At 72.4% G+C, this 14,153-nt stretch carries 10 protein-coding genes and 2 pseudogenes; 9 read left to right on the plus strand and 3 right to left on the minus strand.

Features of this window, described 5'->3' with window-relative positions; all coding sequences use genetic code 11:
* The 4 genes and pseudogenes from SSQG_RS25815 to nudC form a co-directional block, all read left to right on the plus strand.
* Window positions 1-1,554 (plus strand): annotated as a pseudogene (locus SSQG_RS25815) (PD-(D/E)XK nuclease family protein); the annotation flags it as partial.
* Window positions 1,555-1,645: 91 nt separating this feature from the next.
* Window positions 1,646-5,238 (plus strand): annotated as a pseudogene (locus SSQG_RS25820) (UvrD-helicase domain-containing protein).
* A gap of 10 nt (window positions 5,239-5,248) precedes the next feature.
* Window positions 5,249-6,652: a dipeptidase gene (locus SSQG_RS25825; protein ID WP_039935431.1), complete on the plus strand. Its 1,404-nt coding sequence runs from the start codon at window positions 5,249-5,251 to the stop codon at window positions 6,650-6,652.
* Window positions 6,653-6,805: 153 nt separating this feature from the next.
* Entirely contained in the window at window positions 6,806-7,750 is a 945-nt protein-coding gene (gene nudC, locus SSQG_RS25830; RefSeq protein ID WP_039933619.1) for an NAD(+) diphosphatase, read from the plus strand.
* A gap of 93 nt (window positions 7,751-7,843) precedes the next feature.
* Here nudC and SSQG_RS25835 read toward each other — a convergent pair whose 3' ends face one another.
* On the minus strand, window positions 7,844-8,086 hold the full coding sequence (locus SSQG_RS25835) for a mycoredoxin (RefSeq protein WP_003992805.1): 243 nt from the start codon (window positions 8,084-8,086) through the stop codon (window positions 7,844-7,846).
* 183 nt (window positions 8,087-8,269) lie between these two features.
* Between SSQG_RS25835 and SSQG_RS25840 the strand changes: the two genes are divergently transcribed.
* The 5 genes from SSQG_RS25840 to SSQG_RS39655 all read left to right on the plus strand — a co-directional run bounded on the left by SSQG_RS25840 (window position 8,270) and on the right by SSQG_RS39655 (window position 12,165).
* The gene (locus tag SSQG_RS25840; protein ID WP_078506921.1) at window positions 8,270-10,465 is read left to right on the plus strand and encodes an ATP-dependent DNA helicase UvrD2; all 2,196 of its coding nucleotides are present in this window, start codon (window positions 8,270-8,272) and stop codon (window positions 10,463-10,465) included.
* Between the two features lie 164 nt (window positions 10,466-10,629).
* Window positions 10,630-10,956 (plus strand): hypothetical protein, encoded by a 327-nt coding sequence (locus SSQG_RS39650; protein WP_078506922.1) that lies wholly within the window; start codon window positions 10,630-10,632, stop codon window positions 10,954-10,956.
* Between the two features lie 172 nt (window positions 10,957-11,128).
* Window positions 11,129-11,497 (plus strand): WhiB family transcriptional regulator, encoded by a 369-nt coding sequence (locus SSQG_RS25845; protein WP_003992808.1) that lies wholly within the window; start codon window positions 11,129-11,131, stop codon window positions 11,495-11,497.
* Window positions 11,494-11,817, plus strand: a complete 324-nt coding sequence (locus tag SSQG_RS25850; protein ID WP_003992809.1) for a hypothetical protein — start codon at window positions 11,494-11,496, stop codon at window positions 11,815-11,817. Before SSQG_RS25845 ends, SSQG_RS25850 begins: the two co-directional genes overlap by 4 nt.
* Before the next feature lie 138 nt (window positions 11,818-11,955).
* Complete coding sequence (locus tag SSQG_RS39655; protein ID WP_003992810.1) at window positions 11,956-12,165, plus strand: hypothetical protein; 210 nt, start codon at window positions 11,956-11,958, stop codon at window positions 12,163-12,165.
* Between the two features lie 18 nt (window positions 12,166-12,183).
* Here SSQG_RS39655 and SSQG_RS25855 read toward each other — a convergent pair whose 3' ends face one another.
* On the minus strand, window positions 12,184-13,554 hold the full coding sequence (locus tag SSQG_RS25855; RefSeq protein WP_003992811.1) for an ABC1 kinase family protein: 1,371 nt from the start codon (window positions 13,552-13,554) through the stop codon (window positions 12,184-12,186).
* The coding region (locus SSQG_RS25860; protein ID WP_063749171.1) for a TOMM precursor leader peptide-binding protein at window positions 13,547-14,153 on the minus strand (607 nt) is incomplete at its 5' end. The genes SSQG_RS25860 and SSQG_RS25855, both read right to left, overlap by 8 nt.

Here is a 14,153-nt window from a genome sequence, read left to right on the forward strand (position 1 = left end):
TGGAGCGGGCCGCCCGCCGGGGCGGCGCGGCCGGGCGCAACGCTGGACCGCGACCTGGACGCCGTCTGCGCGCTGTTCGCGACGGCGGCCCGCGCCGAGGAGCGCACCGGCGGCCGGGGCACCCTCAACTTCCTGGAGGAGATCGAGGCCGAGGACATCGCCGCCGACACCCTCACCCGGCGAGCCGTACGCCCCGGCGCCGTCCGTCTGATGACCGCACACCGCTCCAAGGGCCTGGAATGGCGCCTGGTGGTCGTCGCGGGCGTCCAGGAGGGCCTCTGGCCGGACCTGCGGCGCCGCGGCTCCCTCCTGGAGGCCGACCGCATCGGCCGCGACGGACTCGCCGAACCCCTCACCCCGGGCGCGCTGCTCGCCGAGGAGCGCCGCCTGTTCTACGTGGCCGCCACACGCGCGCGTGAACGGCTCGTCGTCACCGCCGTCAAGGCCCCCGCGGACGACGGCGACCAGCCCTCCCGCTTCCTGACCGAACTCGGCGTCGAACCCAGGGACGTCACGGGACGCCCCCGCCGCCCGCTGTCCGTCGCGGCACTCGTCGCCGAACTGCGTGCCACCACCGTCGACCCGCGCGTCTCCGACGCCCTCCGGGAGGCCGCCGCCCGTCGCCTCGCCCGGCTCGCCGCCCTCGCCGACGAGGACGGCCGCCCCCTGGTGCCGTCCGCGCACCCCTACCGCTGGTGGGGCATGTTCGAGCCGACCGAGTCCAAGGTGCCGCTGCGCAACCGCGACCAGCCCGTCGTGCTCTCCGGCAGCGCCCTCGACCAGCTCGCCAACACCTGCGCCCTCCAGTGGTTCCTGGGCCGCGAGGTGAAGGCCGACGCGCCCGCGACCGCCGCCCAGGGCTTCGGCAACGTCGTGCACGTCCTCGCCGACGAGGTCGCATCCGGGCACACCCCGGCCGACCTCTCCGTCCTCATGGAGCGCCTCGACTCGGTGTGGAACGCCCTCGCCTTCGACGCACCCTGGAAGTCCGACCAGGAGAAGGACAACGCGCGCGTGGCGCTCGAACGATTCCTGCAGTGGCACGTCATGGACCGCACCGGACGCACCCCGGTCGCCAGCGAGCACGACTTCGACGTCACCCTCGACGCGGGCGACTACCAGGTGCGCATCCGCGGCCAGATGGACCGCGTCGAAGCGGACGGCGACGGCCGCGCCTACGTGGTCGACTTCAAGACCGGCAAGCAGGCGCCCACCGGCAAGGAGGTGGAACGCCACCCGCAGCTCGCCGTCTACCAGCTGGCCGTCCGCGAGGGCGCCGTCGACGACGCCTTCGACGGGGTGCGCCCCGAACCCGGCGGCGCCGAACTCGTCCACCTCCGGCAGGGCGCGGCGAAGCGCGACGGCGGTGAGACCCTCCCCAAGGTGCAGGCCCAGGAGCCGCTGGCGGGGGAGTGGGTCGGCGACCTGCTGGCCACCGCCGCCGGCAAGGTCCTCGACGAGCGGTTCACGCCGACCGCCGGGCAGCACTGCACGCACTGCGCCTTCCGGGCCTCGTGCAGCGCGCGGCAGGAGGGCCGCCACGTCGTGGAGTGAGGTATCGCACCACCTGCGCTGACCTGCGCTTCTTCCGTCCCGGAAGCTGATCCGGTCACCACTGTCAGTGGCCGCCGATAGCCTCGTCGACGTGCCAGCCCGTATCACCGACCCCGAACAGCTCAAGGAACTCCTCGGTATCCCGTTCACCCCGGAGCAGACGGCCTGCATCACCGCGCCGCCCGCCCCGCAGGTGATCGTCGCCGGTGCCGGTTCGGGCAAGACGACGGTGATGGCGGCACGCGTGGTGTGGCTGGTCGGCACCGGACAGGTCGCCCCCGAGCAGGTGCTCGGCCTCACCTTCACCAACAAGGCCGCCGCCGAACTCGCCGAGCGCGTCCGCAAGGCGCTGGTGAAGGCCGGCGTGACCGACCCGGACGCCATCGACCCGGACAACCCGCCGGGCGAGCCGGTGATCTCCACGTACCACGCCTTCGCGGGCCGCCTGCTCACCGACCACGGCCTGCGCATCGGTCTCGAGCCCACGTCCCGGCTGCTCGCCGACGCGACCCGATTCCAGCTCGCCGCGCGCGTCCTGCGCGAGGCCCCCGGACCCTACCCGGCCCTCACCCGCTCCTTCCCGGACCTCGTCGGCGATCTCCTCGCCCTCGACGCCGAACTCGCCGAGCACCTCGTACGCCCGGAGACCCTGCGCGCGTACGACGCCGAACTGCTGCTGACCCTGCGCGGCGCCAAGCTCACCAACGCCGACCTGCGCAAGGTCCCCGACGCGGCCGCCGCCCGCCGCGCACTGGCCGAGCTGGTGACCCGCTACCGGGCCGCCAAGCGCGAACGGGACCTGCTCGACTTCGGCGACCAGATCGCCCTGTCGGCCCAGCTCGCCCGGCTCCCCGAGGTGGGCCACGTCCTGCGCGACGAGTTCCGGGTGGTCCTGCTCGACGAGTACCAGGACACGTCGGTCGCCCAACGCGTCCTCCTGGCAGGCCTGTTCGGTGACGGCACCGGCCACCCGGTCACCGCCGTCGGCGACCCCTGCCAGGCGATCTACGGCTGGCGCGGCGCCTCCGTCGCCAACCTCGACGACTTCCCCGAGCACTTCGCCCACGCCGACGGGCGCCCGGCGACCCGACAGGCGCTCAGCGAGAACCGCCGCAGCGGCGGCCGCCTCCTCGACCTCGCCAACGGCCTCGCGGAGCCCCTGCGCGCCCTGCACGCGGGCGTGGAGGCCCTCCGCCCGGCCCCCGGCGCCGAACGCGACGGCATCGTGCGGTGCGCTCTGCTGCGCACCCACGCCGAGGAGATCGACTGGGCCGCGGACTCCGTGGCCCACCTCGTGCGGACCGGGACGGCTCCCGGCGAGATCGCCGTCCTGTGCCGTACGGCGACGGACTTCGCCGAGATCCAGGGCGCCCTGGTGGCCCGGGACCTCCCGGTGGAGGTGGTCGGCCTGTCCGGGCTACTGCACCTGCCCGAGATCGCCGACCTCGTCGCCGTCTGCGAGGTCCTCCAGGACCCCGGCGCCAACGCCTCCCTGGTGCGCCTGCTGACCGGCCCGCGCTGGCGCATCGGCCCGCGCGACCTCGCCCTGCTGGGGCGGCGGGCCCGGCGCCTCGTGGCCCACGCGCGCGTGACGGGCGAGGACGACCCGGACCGCCGGCTCGCCGAGGCCGTCGAAGGGGTCGACCCGGCCGAGGTGATCTCCCTCGCGGACGCCCTGGACACGTTCCTGGAGACGCCGCTGGACGGCCACGGGGACGACGACGGTCTGCCCTTCTCGCCCGACGCGCGCGTGCGCTTCGCCCGCCTCGCCACCGAGCTGCGCGAACTGCGCCGCTCCCTGGCCGACCCGCTGATGGACGTCCTGCACCGCGTCCTCGCCGTCACCGGCCTCGAGGTGGAGCTGTCGGCGTCCCCGCACGCCCTGGCCGCCCGCCGCCGCGAGACCCTGTCCAACTTCCTCGACGTCGCCGCCTCCTTCGCCGCCGGCGACAACGAGGCCACCCTCCTCGCCTTCCTCGGCTTCCTGCGCACCGCCGCCCAGTACGAGAAGGGCCTCGACAACGCCCTGCCCGGCGGCGAGAACACCGTCAAGGTGCTCACGGCCCACAAGTCCAAGGGCCTGGAGTGGGACGTCGTGGTCGTCCCCGGCCTGGTCACCGGCACCTTCCCCAGCAGCCAGGGCCGCGAGAAGTGGACCTCCCAGGGCAAGGTCCTGCCGCACGCACTGCGCGGCGACGCCGACACGCTGCCCGACGTCGCGTCCTGGGACCCCAGGGGCCTGAAGGACTTCCACGAGGCGATGAAGGACCACCAGCACACCGAGGAACTGCGCCTCGGCTACGTCACCTTCACCCGCCCCCGCTCCCTGCTCCTGGGGTCCGGCCACTGGTGGGGACCCACCCAGAAGAAGTGCCGCGGCCCGTCGGCGTTCCTCCAGGCGCTGCACGACCACTGCGCGGCCGGGTACGGCGAGATCGAGGCCTGGGCGGACGAACCCGCCGAGGACGAGGAGAACCCGGCCCTGCACCAGGCCACCCGCCCGACCCAGGTTGTGGGCCCCTGGCCCCTGGACCGAGGGCGGCCCTGGCCCGGCGCCCGCGGCGGGCGGCCGAGACCGTCCTGGCCCCACCCTGGGAGGGACCTCGCGTCCCCAGCAGGGACGGGCATCCCGCGGCCGTGCACGACCCGGACGCCTTCGACGACCCGGAATGGCCGCCGCCCCCCGAGGACGACGAGCCTCCGTACGACGAACCGGACCCGTTCGGCGACGGCGAGTTCGACGAACCGGACCCGTTCGACGAGGGCTCGTTCGAAACGAAGCCGTTCGACGAGGGCCCGTTCCAAACGAAGCCGTTCGACGAAGACCGCTACACGGAAGAGCCGGCCGGCGGGGACGCACGGCCAGTGGCAGGCCCCACGGTTCCCCACCAGGCGGGGCCACCGGAGCTCCCGGACGCACACCGGCACCGCAGGCCGCCCCTCACCCCCGAGGAAGCCCGCACCGTCGCCTCCTGGGACCGCGACCTCGACGCCCTCACCGGCGAGCTCCTGCGCGCCCGCGACAACGTCACCGAAGTCCACCTCCCGGCGTCCCTCACGGCGTCCCAGCTGCTGCGCCTGGCCGAGGACCCGGACGGTTTCGCGCAGGAGCTGGCCCGCCCCATGCCCCGCCCGCCCCAGCCCGCCGCACGCCGCGGTACCCGCTTCCACGCCTGGGTCGAGGCCCGCTTCGAAGAGCTGACGCTGCCCATGCTGGAGCCGGAGGAGCTCCCCGGCAGCGAAGCCGAGATCGCCGACGAACAGGACCTGGAGGCCCTCAAGGACGCCTTCGAGCGCACCCAGTACGCGCACCGCACGCCCTACCGGGTGGAGGCCCCCTTCCAGCTCGCCATCGCCGGCCGCGTCGTACGGGGCCGCATCGACGCCGTCTACAAGGAAGGCGACGGGGAGGAGGCGACGTACGAGATCGTCGACTGGAAGACCAGCCGCTCCCGCACCGCGGACCCGCTCCAGCTGGCCGTCTACCGCCTCGCCTGGGCCGAGCAGCAGGGCGTGCCCCCGGAGTCGGTCACGGCCGCGTTCCTGTACGTGCGCGGCGGGGAGGTCGTGCGCCCGGACGAGCTGCCGGACCGTGCCGCCCTGGAACGGCTGCTGCTCGACGACCCGTCCGCCGTGGAGGCCGGTGAGGAACCGCACTCCGAGGACGTCGGTGCGGGCCGATAGGCTCGTGACCATGAGCCAGACCCCGGACAGCGCCGTCCGTACGTACATCGAGCAGCATCGCGCCGCCTTCCTCGACGACCTCGCCGAGTGGCTGCGCATCCCGTCGGTGTCGGCCCAGCCGGACCACGCCCCCGACGTACGACGCAGCGCCGACTGGCTCGCCGCCGAGCTGAAGCAGACGGGGTTCCCGACGGCCGAGGTCTGGCAGACCCCGGGCGCGCCCGCGGTCTTCGCCGAGTGGCCCTCCGACGACCCGCAGGCCCCGACCGTGCTGGTCTACGGCCACCACGACGTGCAGCCCGCCGCCCGGGAGGACGGCTGGGACAGCGAGCCCTTCGAGCCGGTCGTCCGAGGAAACCGTCTCTACGCGCGCGGGGCGGCCGACGACAAGGGCCAGGTCTTCTTCCACACCCTCGGCGTCCGCGCCCACCTCGCCGCCACCGGCCGCACCACCCCGGCCGTACACCTGAAGCTACTGGTCGAGGGCGAGGAGGAGTCCGGCTCACCGCACTTCCGGGCGCTGGTCGAGCAGCACGCCGAGCGGCTGGCCGCCGACGCCGTGATCGTCTCCGACACCGGCATGTGGTCCGAGGACACCCCCACGGTGTGCACCGGCATGCGCGGCCTCGCCGAGTGCGAGATCCGGCTGTACGGCCCCGACCAGGACATCCACTCCGGCTCCTTCGGCGGGGCGGTGCCCAACCCGGCGACGGCCGCCGCCCGCCTCGTCGCCGCCCTGCACGACGAGCACGCGCGCGTGGCGATACCCGGCTTCTACGACGGTGTGATCGAACTCAGCGACCGGGAGCGCGAACTCTTCGCCGAACTGCCCTTCGACGAGGAACAGTGGCTGCGCGCGGCCAAGTCGCACGCCACCCGGGGAGAGGCCGGGTACACCACCCTGGAACGCGTCTGGGCCCGCCCCACCGCTGAGGTCAACGGCATCGGCGGCGGCTACCAGGGCCCCGGCAGCAAGACGATCGTGCCGTCCTCCGCCATGGTGAAGCTGTCCTTCCGGCTGGTGGCGGGCCAGGACCCCGACCACGTGGAGAAGGCCGTACGCGCCTGGGCCGAGCAGCAGGTGCCCGCCGGGATCCGCTGCGAGATCACATTCACCGGCGCCACGCGCCCCTGCCTGACACCGCTGGACCACCCGGCCCTCCAGTCGGTCGCCCGCGCCATGGGCCGGGCCTTCGAGAAACCCGTCCGCTTCACCCGCGAGGGCGGCTCCGGACCGGCCGCGGACCTCCAGGACGTCCTCGGCGCCCCGGTGCTCTTCCTCGGCATCTCCGTCCCGTCCGACGGCTGGCACGCCCCGAACGAGAAAGTCGAACTCGACCTGCTCCTCAAAGGCGCCGAGACCACGGCGTACCTGTGGGGTGATCTCGCCGAGCACTGGCGTCATGCGCCCTGAGCGTTCCGCGCCGTCCGGACCGGCAGCGCGCGCGGGGCACACTGAAAGGGCCGCCCCGTACCTCCCGAACGCCGACCCCGGCCGCCTCTCGCCGTACGTCCCGCTGATCAGCCCGCCGAACCCGACCGTTCCACCGGGGAGTTGGAAGCACCCGTGACCACCTGGACCGACCACAACGCCGACCGACCCATCTCGCTCACCGCCCCGAGCGGCATCGACCGGGCCGCGCACCACCGGCTCGACGAGGCCTGGCTCGCGGCGGCGTGGAGCCACCCCAGCACGCGCTGCTTCGTGGTCTCCGGCGGCCAGGTCCTCATCGACGAGACGGCGGACGGGCGCACCGAACTCGTCATGACGCCCTCCTTCGAGGCCCCTCTCACCGAGGCGCACCGCTACTTCCTCGGCAACGACGAGGACGGCGTCAGCTACTTCGCCCTCCAGAAGGACTCCCTGCCCGGGCGCATGGACCAGTCCGCGCGCCCGGCCGGTCTGCGCGAGGCCGGCCTGCTGCTGTCGGCCCGTGACGTGGGCCTGATGGTGCACGCCGTCGGCCTGGAGAACTGGCAGCGCACGCACCGCTTCTGCTCCCGATGCGGCGAGCGCACCGTCATCGCCGCGGCCGGCCACATCCGCCGCTGCCAGGCCTGCGGCGCGGAGCACTACCCGCGCACGGACCCCGCCGTGATCATGGCCGTCACCGACGAGGACGACCGTCTCCTGCTCGGCCGCCAGGTCCACTGGCCCGAGGGCCGCTTCTCGACACTCGCCGGTTTCGTCGAGCCCGGCGAGGCCATCGAGCAGTCCGTGCGCCGTGAGGTCCACGAGGAGGTCGGCATCACCGTCGGCCAGGTGGAATACGTCGCCAGCCAGCCCTGGCCCTTCCCGTCCAGCCTCATGCTGGGCTTCCTGGCCCGCGCCACCTCGACCGAGATCGAGGTCGACGGCGACGAGATCCGCGAGGCCCGCTGGTTCTCCCGCGACGAACTGCGGGCCGCCTTCGAGTCCGGCGAGGTGCTCCCGCCCTACGGCATATCGATCGCGGCCCGCCTGATCGAGCTCTGGTACGGCAAGCCGCTCCCGACGAGGAGCGTCGCCTGACGGCGATCAAGCACGCACGTCGGCACACGCCCATCGAGAAGGCGGTTCCTGAGCTGCCTCAGGAACCGCCTTCCCCGCACAACCGTGGGGCGACTACGCGCCGATCTTCTGCTTCACCTGAGCCAGCGACGGGTTGGTCAGGGTGGAGCCGTCCGGGAACAGGACGGTGGGCACCGTCTGGTTTCCGCCGTTCGCCTTCTCCACGAACGCGGCGGACTCCGGGTCCTGCTCGATGTTGATCTCGGTGTACGCGATGCCCTCGCGGTCCATCTGGCTCTTCAGCCGGCGGCAGTAGCCGCACCACGTGGTGCTGTACATCGTCACAGTGCCCAGCATGTCTCTGGTGCTCCTTCAACGGCTCGGGGACGGGTGGTCGCCTCGGTGGAACGTACGTGAAAGGTCCACCATTCCCGGACCCGTGCCGCACCGCACGTGACGCCTGCCGCATTGGTACGACTATCGGCGCCTGCCTGTGGACAACCGGCACAGCCGTCTCCCGCGACCTGGCAGCATGGCTGTGTGACAGCAGCAACGCACTCCACCCTGTTCCCGCAGGTACCGGACTCCGCCGACGCGGTGCTCGAGGGGCTCGACCCCGAGCAGCGCGAGGTGGCCACGGCCCTGCACGGTCCGGTGTGCGTCCTGGCGGGCGCGGGCACGGGCAAGACCCGGGCGATCACCCACCGCATCGCCTACGGAGTGCGCGCCGGCATCCTCCACCCCTCCAGCGTGCTCGCCGTCACCTTCACCAACCGCGCGGCCGGGGAGATGCGCGGCCGGCTGCGCCAGCTCGGCGCCGCAGGCGTCCAGGCGCGCACCTTCCACTCGGCGGCCCTGCGACAGCTGCAGTACTTCTGGCCGAAAGCGATCGGCGGCTCCATGCCCCGGCTCGTCGACCGCAAGATCCAGCTCGTCGCCGACGCGGCCGCCGCCTGCCGCATCCGTCTCGACCGGGGCGAGCTGCGGGACGTCACCGCCGAGATCGAGTGGTCCAAGGTCACCCAGACCGTCCCCGCCGACTACGCCCCCGCCGCCGTCAAGGCCGGCCGTGAGGCCCCTCGCGACCCCGCCGAGATCGCCCAGCTCTACGCCGCCTACGAGGACGTCAAGCGCGAGCGCTCCGTCATCGACTTCGAGGACGTGCTGCTGCTGACCGTGGCCGTCCTCCAGGACCGGCACGACATCGCCGAGCAGGTGCGCACGCAGTACCAGCACTTCGTGGTCGACGAGTACCAGGACGTCAGCCCCCTCCAGCAGCGACTGCTGGAACTCTGGCTGGGCGAGCGGGACAGCCTCTGCGTGGTCGGCGACGCCAGCCAGACCATCTACTCCTTCACGGGGGCCACCCCGGACCATCTGCTCGACTTCCGCACCCGCCACCCCGGCGCCACCGTCGTCAAGCTCGTCCGCGACTACCGCTCCACGCCCCAGGTCGTCCACCTCGCCAACGGCCTGCTCTCCCAGGCCCGGGGCCGCGCCGCCGACCACCGTCTGGAGCTCGTATCCCAGCGCGCCCCGGGGCCCGAGCCGCTCTACACCGAGTACACCGACGAGCCCGCCGAGGCGGAGGGCGCGGCCCGCCGCATCCGCGAACTCGTCGACTCGGGTGTCCCGGCCGCTGAGATCGCCGTCCTGTTCCGTACCAACGCGCAGTCCGAGACCTACGAACAGGCCCTCGCCGACGCCGGGGTGCCCTACCAGCTGCGCGGCGCCGAACGGTTCTTCGACCGCCCCGAGGTGCGCAAGGCGGGCGTCGCCCTGCGCGGCGCCGCCCGCTTCGGCGGCAATGACTCCCTCCTCGACGATGTTGTCGACCTGCCCTCCCAGGTGCGCGCCGTGCTGTCGGGGGAGGGCTGGACGCCGCAGCCACCGGCCGGCTCCGGCGCCGTGAGGGAACGCTGGGAGTCCCTGGCGGCCCTGGTGAACCTCGCCCAGGACTTCGCCGCCGCCAAACCCGGCGCCACCCTGGCCGACCTCGTCGCCGAGCTCGACGAACGGGCGGGCGCCCAGCACGCCCCGACCGTGCAGGGCGTCACCCTGGCGTCCCTGCACTCGGCCAAGGGGCTGGAGTGGGACGTGGTCTTCCTGGTCGGCGTCGCCGAGGGCATGATGCCGATCACCTACGCCAAGACCGACGAACAGATCGAGGAGGAGCGCCGCCTGCTGTACGTCGGCGTCACCCGCGCGCGGGAGCACCTCCATGTCTCCTGGGCCCTCTCCCGCTCGCCCGGCGGCCGCCCCAACCGCCGCCCCAGCCGTTTCCTCGACGGGCTGCGCCCCGGCTCGACGGCGACCACCGGCCGTACCAGCACCGCAGGCGCGGGCGGTATCGAGCGCGGAATAACCGGAACCAGGGGCTCCGCCCCGAGGCGGGTCCAGCGAACCCCGGCCCGCTGCCGGGTCTGCGGCCGCACCCTCACGGACGCCGGCGAGATGAAGCTGATGCGGTGCGACGACTGCCCCTCCGACATGAACGAGGGACTCTACGAGCAGTTGCGCGACTGGCGAGCCGACCAGGCGCGACGCAGCGGCCAGCCCGCCTTCTGCGTCTTCACCGACAGGACCCTGATGGCGATCGCCGAGACCTCGCCCGACGACGAGCACGAGCTGGCGCGCATCCCGGGCGTCGGCATGCGCAAGCTCACCCGCTACGGAGCCGACGTGCTGGCCATCTGCGCAGGCCAGTACGGCGGAGGGGATACGGATCAGGTCTGACACGAACTCGTCGAAAAAATAGTTTGCGCATGCCCCAGCAATCCCCATAGGTTCTTAGGCACGAGAACAGCGGCCTTCTCGGAGGCCCTGATTCCGTGTTGTACTTGCATATCCGTCGGGCTGGTTCATCCAGTCCCCCGAGACGCCGAGAGGAGGCGAGTCCAGTGATCAGCATCAACACCAGCTCCATCAGCATCGTGAAAATGACCGATCGCTCGGCCGTCTCCACGTGCATGCTCGGCGTTTCGAACCTGGGCACCGGTCTGTCCGGCATTCGTGCCGCACGTCCGGCGTCCTCCTCCGTTGCCCCCGCGGGTCTTCCCGTCCGAGAGCGCAATGAGCGACCGACCAAGGCACTGGAAGCAGCAGTAGCGGCACAGGCGCAGGCCTATGCCTTTACGGCGACCGGTGCCGGATTCCGGAAGCAGACGACGCAGCACCACCTGATGTGGGCCTTCCGTGGGCCAGAACCCTGGAGTGATCCAGCCTGATTCGATCAGGCCGGCGCCTTCAGGGCCGCGGAACCCCATCCGGGATCCGCGGCCCTTCTGTTTGTCCCTGACCGGGGACGACGGACCGAAGGAGCCTCGGGACAAGGAAAGAACCCGGTACCAGCCGCCCCCCGGCCAACAGGCCGGAACGACCAGACGAGGAAGACGAACCGTGCAACTCGAAGCGCACGCCCCGTCAGTACCGCCTTCGCAAACGATCCCCAAGCCCTGCTCCACGGAGGACTCCGCCTTGACCCCGCTCACCGCGCTCACCGCGCTCGACGACGCCATCGAGAACCTCGGCGTACCCGTCCCGTGCCGGTCCTACGACCCGGAGGTCTTCTTCGCCGAGTCGCCCGCGGACGTCGAGTACGCCAAATCCCTCTGCCGTACCTGCCCGCTGGTCGAGGCCTGCCTCGCCGGTGCCAAGGAGCGGCGTGAGCCCTGGGGCGTCTGGGGTGGCGAGCTGTTCGTCCAGGGTGTCGTCGTCGCCCGGAAGCGGCCGCGTGGCCGCCCGCGCAAGAACCCGGTCACGGCATGAACACCGCAGGAACGATCGACCGTCCTCTCACGCACGATCCCCAGAAACAGGCCCCGATGAAGCCGTCCACATACGAGCCCGCCGGCTCCGCGAACCAAGACTTCACCACCAGCGGCGCGAAGGACTCGCGCCAGAACAGGACCCGAGAGATGCAACTCATCCCAGAAGCCATGGCTCGCGCGCATATGCGTGAGCGACTGCAGGAGGCGGAGCGGGAACGCCCGGCCGTGCGCCTGGCGACCGCCCGCCGGATGCAGCGCAAGGCGGAGCGCGCCTCCCGGCGCGCCCGCCGGGCGCTCGCCTTGGCGGTCATGCAGTAGCCGACCCATCCTGAAGCGGTGGCCTCCCGAGCCCGGGAGGCCTAGCTCTCCCCCGCGGGGGCCGGTCCGTAACGAACGGACCGGCCCCCGCGGTGCGTTGTGCCGCGTAACCGCCGGGCACGGAGTTATCGTCGGCGGGTGACGATTCCTCCCGGAGGAAGTGACGACGGCGGTCTCGCCGCGGGGCCCGCCCGTCTCGTGTGCGCACGCTGCGGAGCCTCGGCCGAAGCCGCGCAGCTCACCTGGACCTGCTCCGTGGAGCACGGCACGCGTCGCCACTTCTGTGCGACCTGCGCCCGGGAGAACCTCAGGTCGATCGAGGGGCGGCTCGACTCGGACTGGTGGTGAAGCGCACGGCCCAGTGGCTCATGCCTCCGCCGCGGACTCCTCGCCGTCTGCCGGGCTCTCGGGAACGAACCCCGGCAGCCACTCCTCCAACTCCTCGCGCAGACGCACCGTCGCCCCCAACTGGCACAGCACGCCGATCGTGCTCAGGGTCACCCGGTGGATCAGCAGGTACGACGGCGGCAGGTTCAGCTGCTTGCCGAGCTGGTAGGCGGGGGAGCGGGGGTCGGCGATCCGGGCCGCCTGACTGCGCATCCAGCCTCGGGTGAAGGTGAACTCCTCGACCTGGGCCGGTTCGATGATCGGCAGCAGGTAGTCCAGCACCGCGTCGGGTTCCAGCTCTATGGTCTCCTTCACGAATCCCTCCGCGCACAGGAGTTCGTAGACCGCCTCGGCCTCCCCGTCGAGAGTCATGCGCAGGGACTCGCCGATGGTGGCCGGCAGGCCGCCCGGCAGCCGGTCGACCGTGCCGAAGTCCAGGACACCCAGACGCCAGTCGTCCTCGCCGTCCGGGCCGCCGGGCAGGAGCCGGAAGTTGCCCGGGTGCGGATCGGCGTGCAGCAGGCCGGTACGGGTGGGGCCGGAGAACAGGAAGCGGGCCAGGAGCTGACCGGCCCGGTCGCGCTGCTCCTGGGAGCCGTCCGCGATGATCTCCGACAGCGGGACGCCGTCGATCCACTCGGTGATCAGGACCTGGTCGGACTGGTGGACCACCTGCGGCACGAGCACGTCCGGGTCGTCCGCGAACTCCTCCGCATGGGCCTGCTGGGCCTGGGCCTCCAGACCGTAGTCCAGCTCCTCCGAGACGCGGTCCTTCAGCTCCGCGATCAGCGGCTTGATGTCCATGCCGGGGATCAGCGGACCGAGCAGGCGGGAGAAGCGGCTCAGCTGGTTCAGGTCGGACAGCAGGGCCTCGCCCGCGCCCGGGTACTGCACCTTGACCGCCACCTCGCGACCGTCATGCCACACCCCGCGGTGCACCTGACCGATCGAGGCCGCCGCCGCGGGCTTGTCCTCGAACTCCAGGAAAAGCTCCTGCCAGCCCTCACCGAGCCGCTCCTCCAGAACGGCGTGCACGGTGCGCGTCGGCATCGGCGGCGCCGCCTCCTGGAGCTTGGTCAGTGCGGCCCGGTAGGGACCGGCGACCTCCTCGGGCAGTGCCGACTCGAAGACGGACAGGGCCTGGCCGAACTTCATCGCGCCGCCCTTGAGCTCGCCGAGCACCTTGAACAGCTGCTCGGCCGTGCGCTGTTGGAGCTCGCGGCCGACGAGCTCCGCGGACTCGCCGACGATCCGCTTGCCGAATCCCCAGGTCGCCCGCCCGGCGATGCCGAGCGGGAGCGCGGCGAGCTTGGCGGTCCTGGTGACCGCCTTCCGGGGAAGATCAGACATGCGCCCTCCAAGTCCCAGCCGGCCGCTCCGTCGCTGCCTCACGGCACTGCGCCGACGGCCGTTGCACCGCCATTGTCTCCTCTGACTCCCCGTCCTCCGAGAGGTGCTCCCCTTTTCCTCTCTCCGCCGCAGCGCACGGGCATGCAGGATGCGCCAGGACCGGCCGCGCATGCCAGTGAAGAGCGGGCAGGGAGACCTCCCAGCGGGCCCCCGCAGTGGTCGGCACCCGGCCGTCCAGGAAGGCGAGTGCGTGGGCGGCCGCCAGTCCCGCCACGGTCGTGGCCAGCGTCAGGTCACAGGGCCGCACCTGCCGCTGCCTGCCCGAGCGCCACTGGGCGACCAGCCGTGGCCAGGTCGGGTCCCGGTCGGTACGGCTCTCGTGCAGACAGCCCGCGCATCCCGTCTCCCCGGGCAGGACGAACGGACCGACCACACCGGTCCCCTCCACGACACCGGCGTACAGATGGGGCGTCCCCGAGGACATCAGGGGCTCGGCGGCGGCCGGGTCGGGCGCGTGCACCGCGACGTCGTCCCGCGGAGCGACGATCACCAGCGAGAAACCCGGGTCGCCTTCCTCCGGGGCCGCGCGGGCCGCCGAG

This window comes from Streptomyces viridochromogenes DSM 40736 (assembly GCF_000158955.1).
Classification (GTDB): domain Bacteria; phylum Actinomycetota; class Actinomycetes; order Streptomycetales; family Streptomycetaceae; genus Streptomyces; species Streptomyces venetus.

Bases quoted from the DNA above. Each gene is read 5' to 3' on its own strand.
- SSQG_RS25850 (WP_003992809.1), top strand. From the start codon at position 11,494: ATGAACACCGCAGGAACGATCGACCGTCCTCTCACGCACGATCCCCAG.
- SSQG_RS25855 (WP_003992811.1), bottom strand. From the start codon at position 13,554: ATGTCTGATCTTCCCCGGAAGGCGGTCACCAGGACCGCCAAGCTCGCC.
- SSQG_RS25825 (WP_039935431.1), top strand. From the start codon at position 5,249: ATGAGCCAGACCCCGGACAGCGCCGTCCGTACGTACATCGAGCAGCAT.
- SSQG_RS25835 (WP_003992805.1), bottom strand. From the start codon at position 8,086: ATGCTGGGCACTGTGACGATGTACAGCACCACGTGGTGCGGCTACTGC.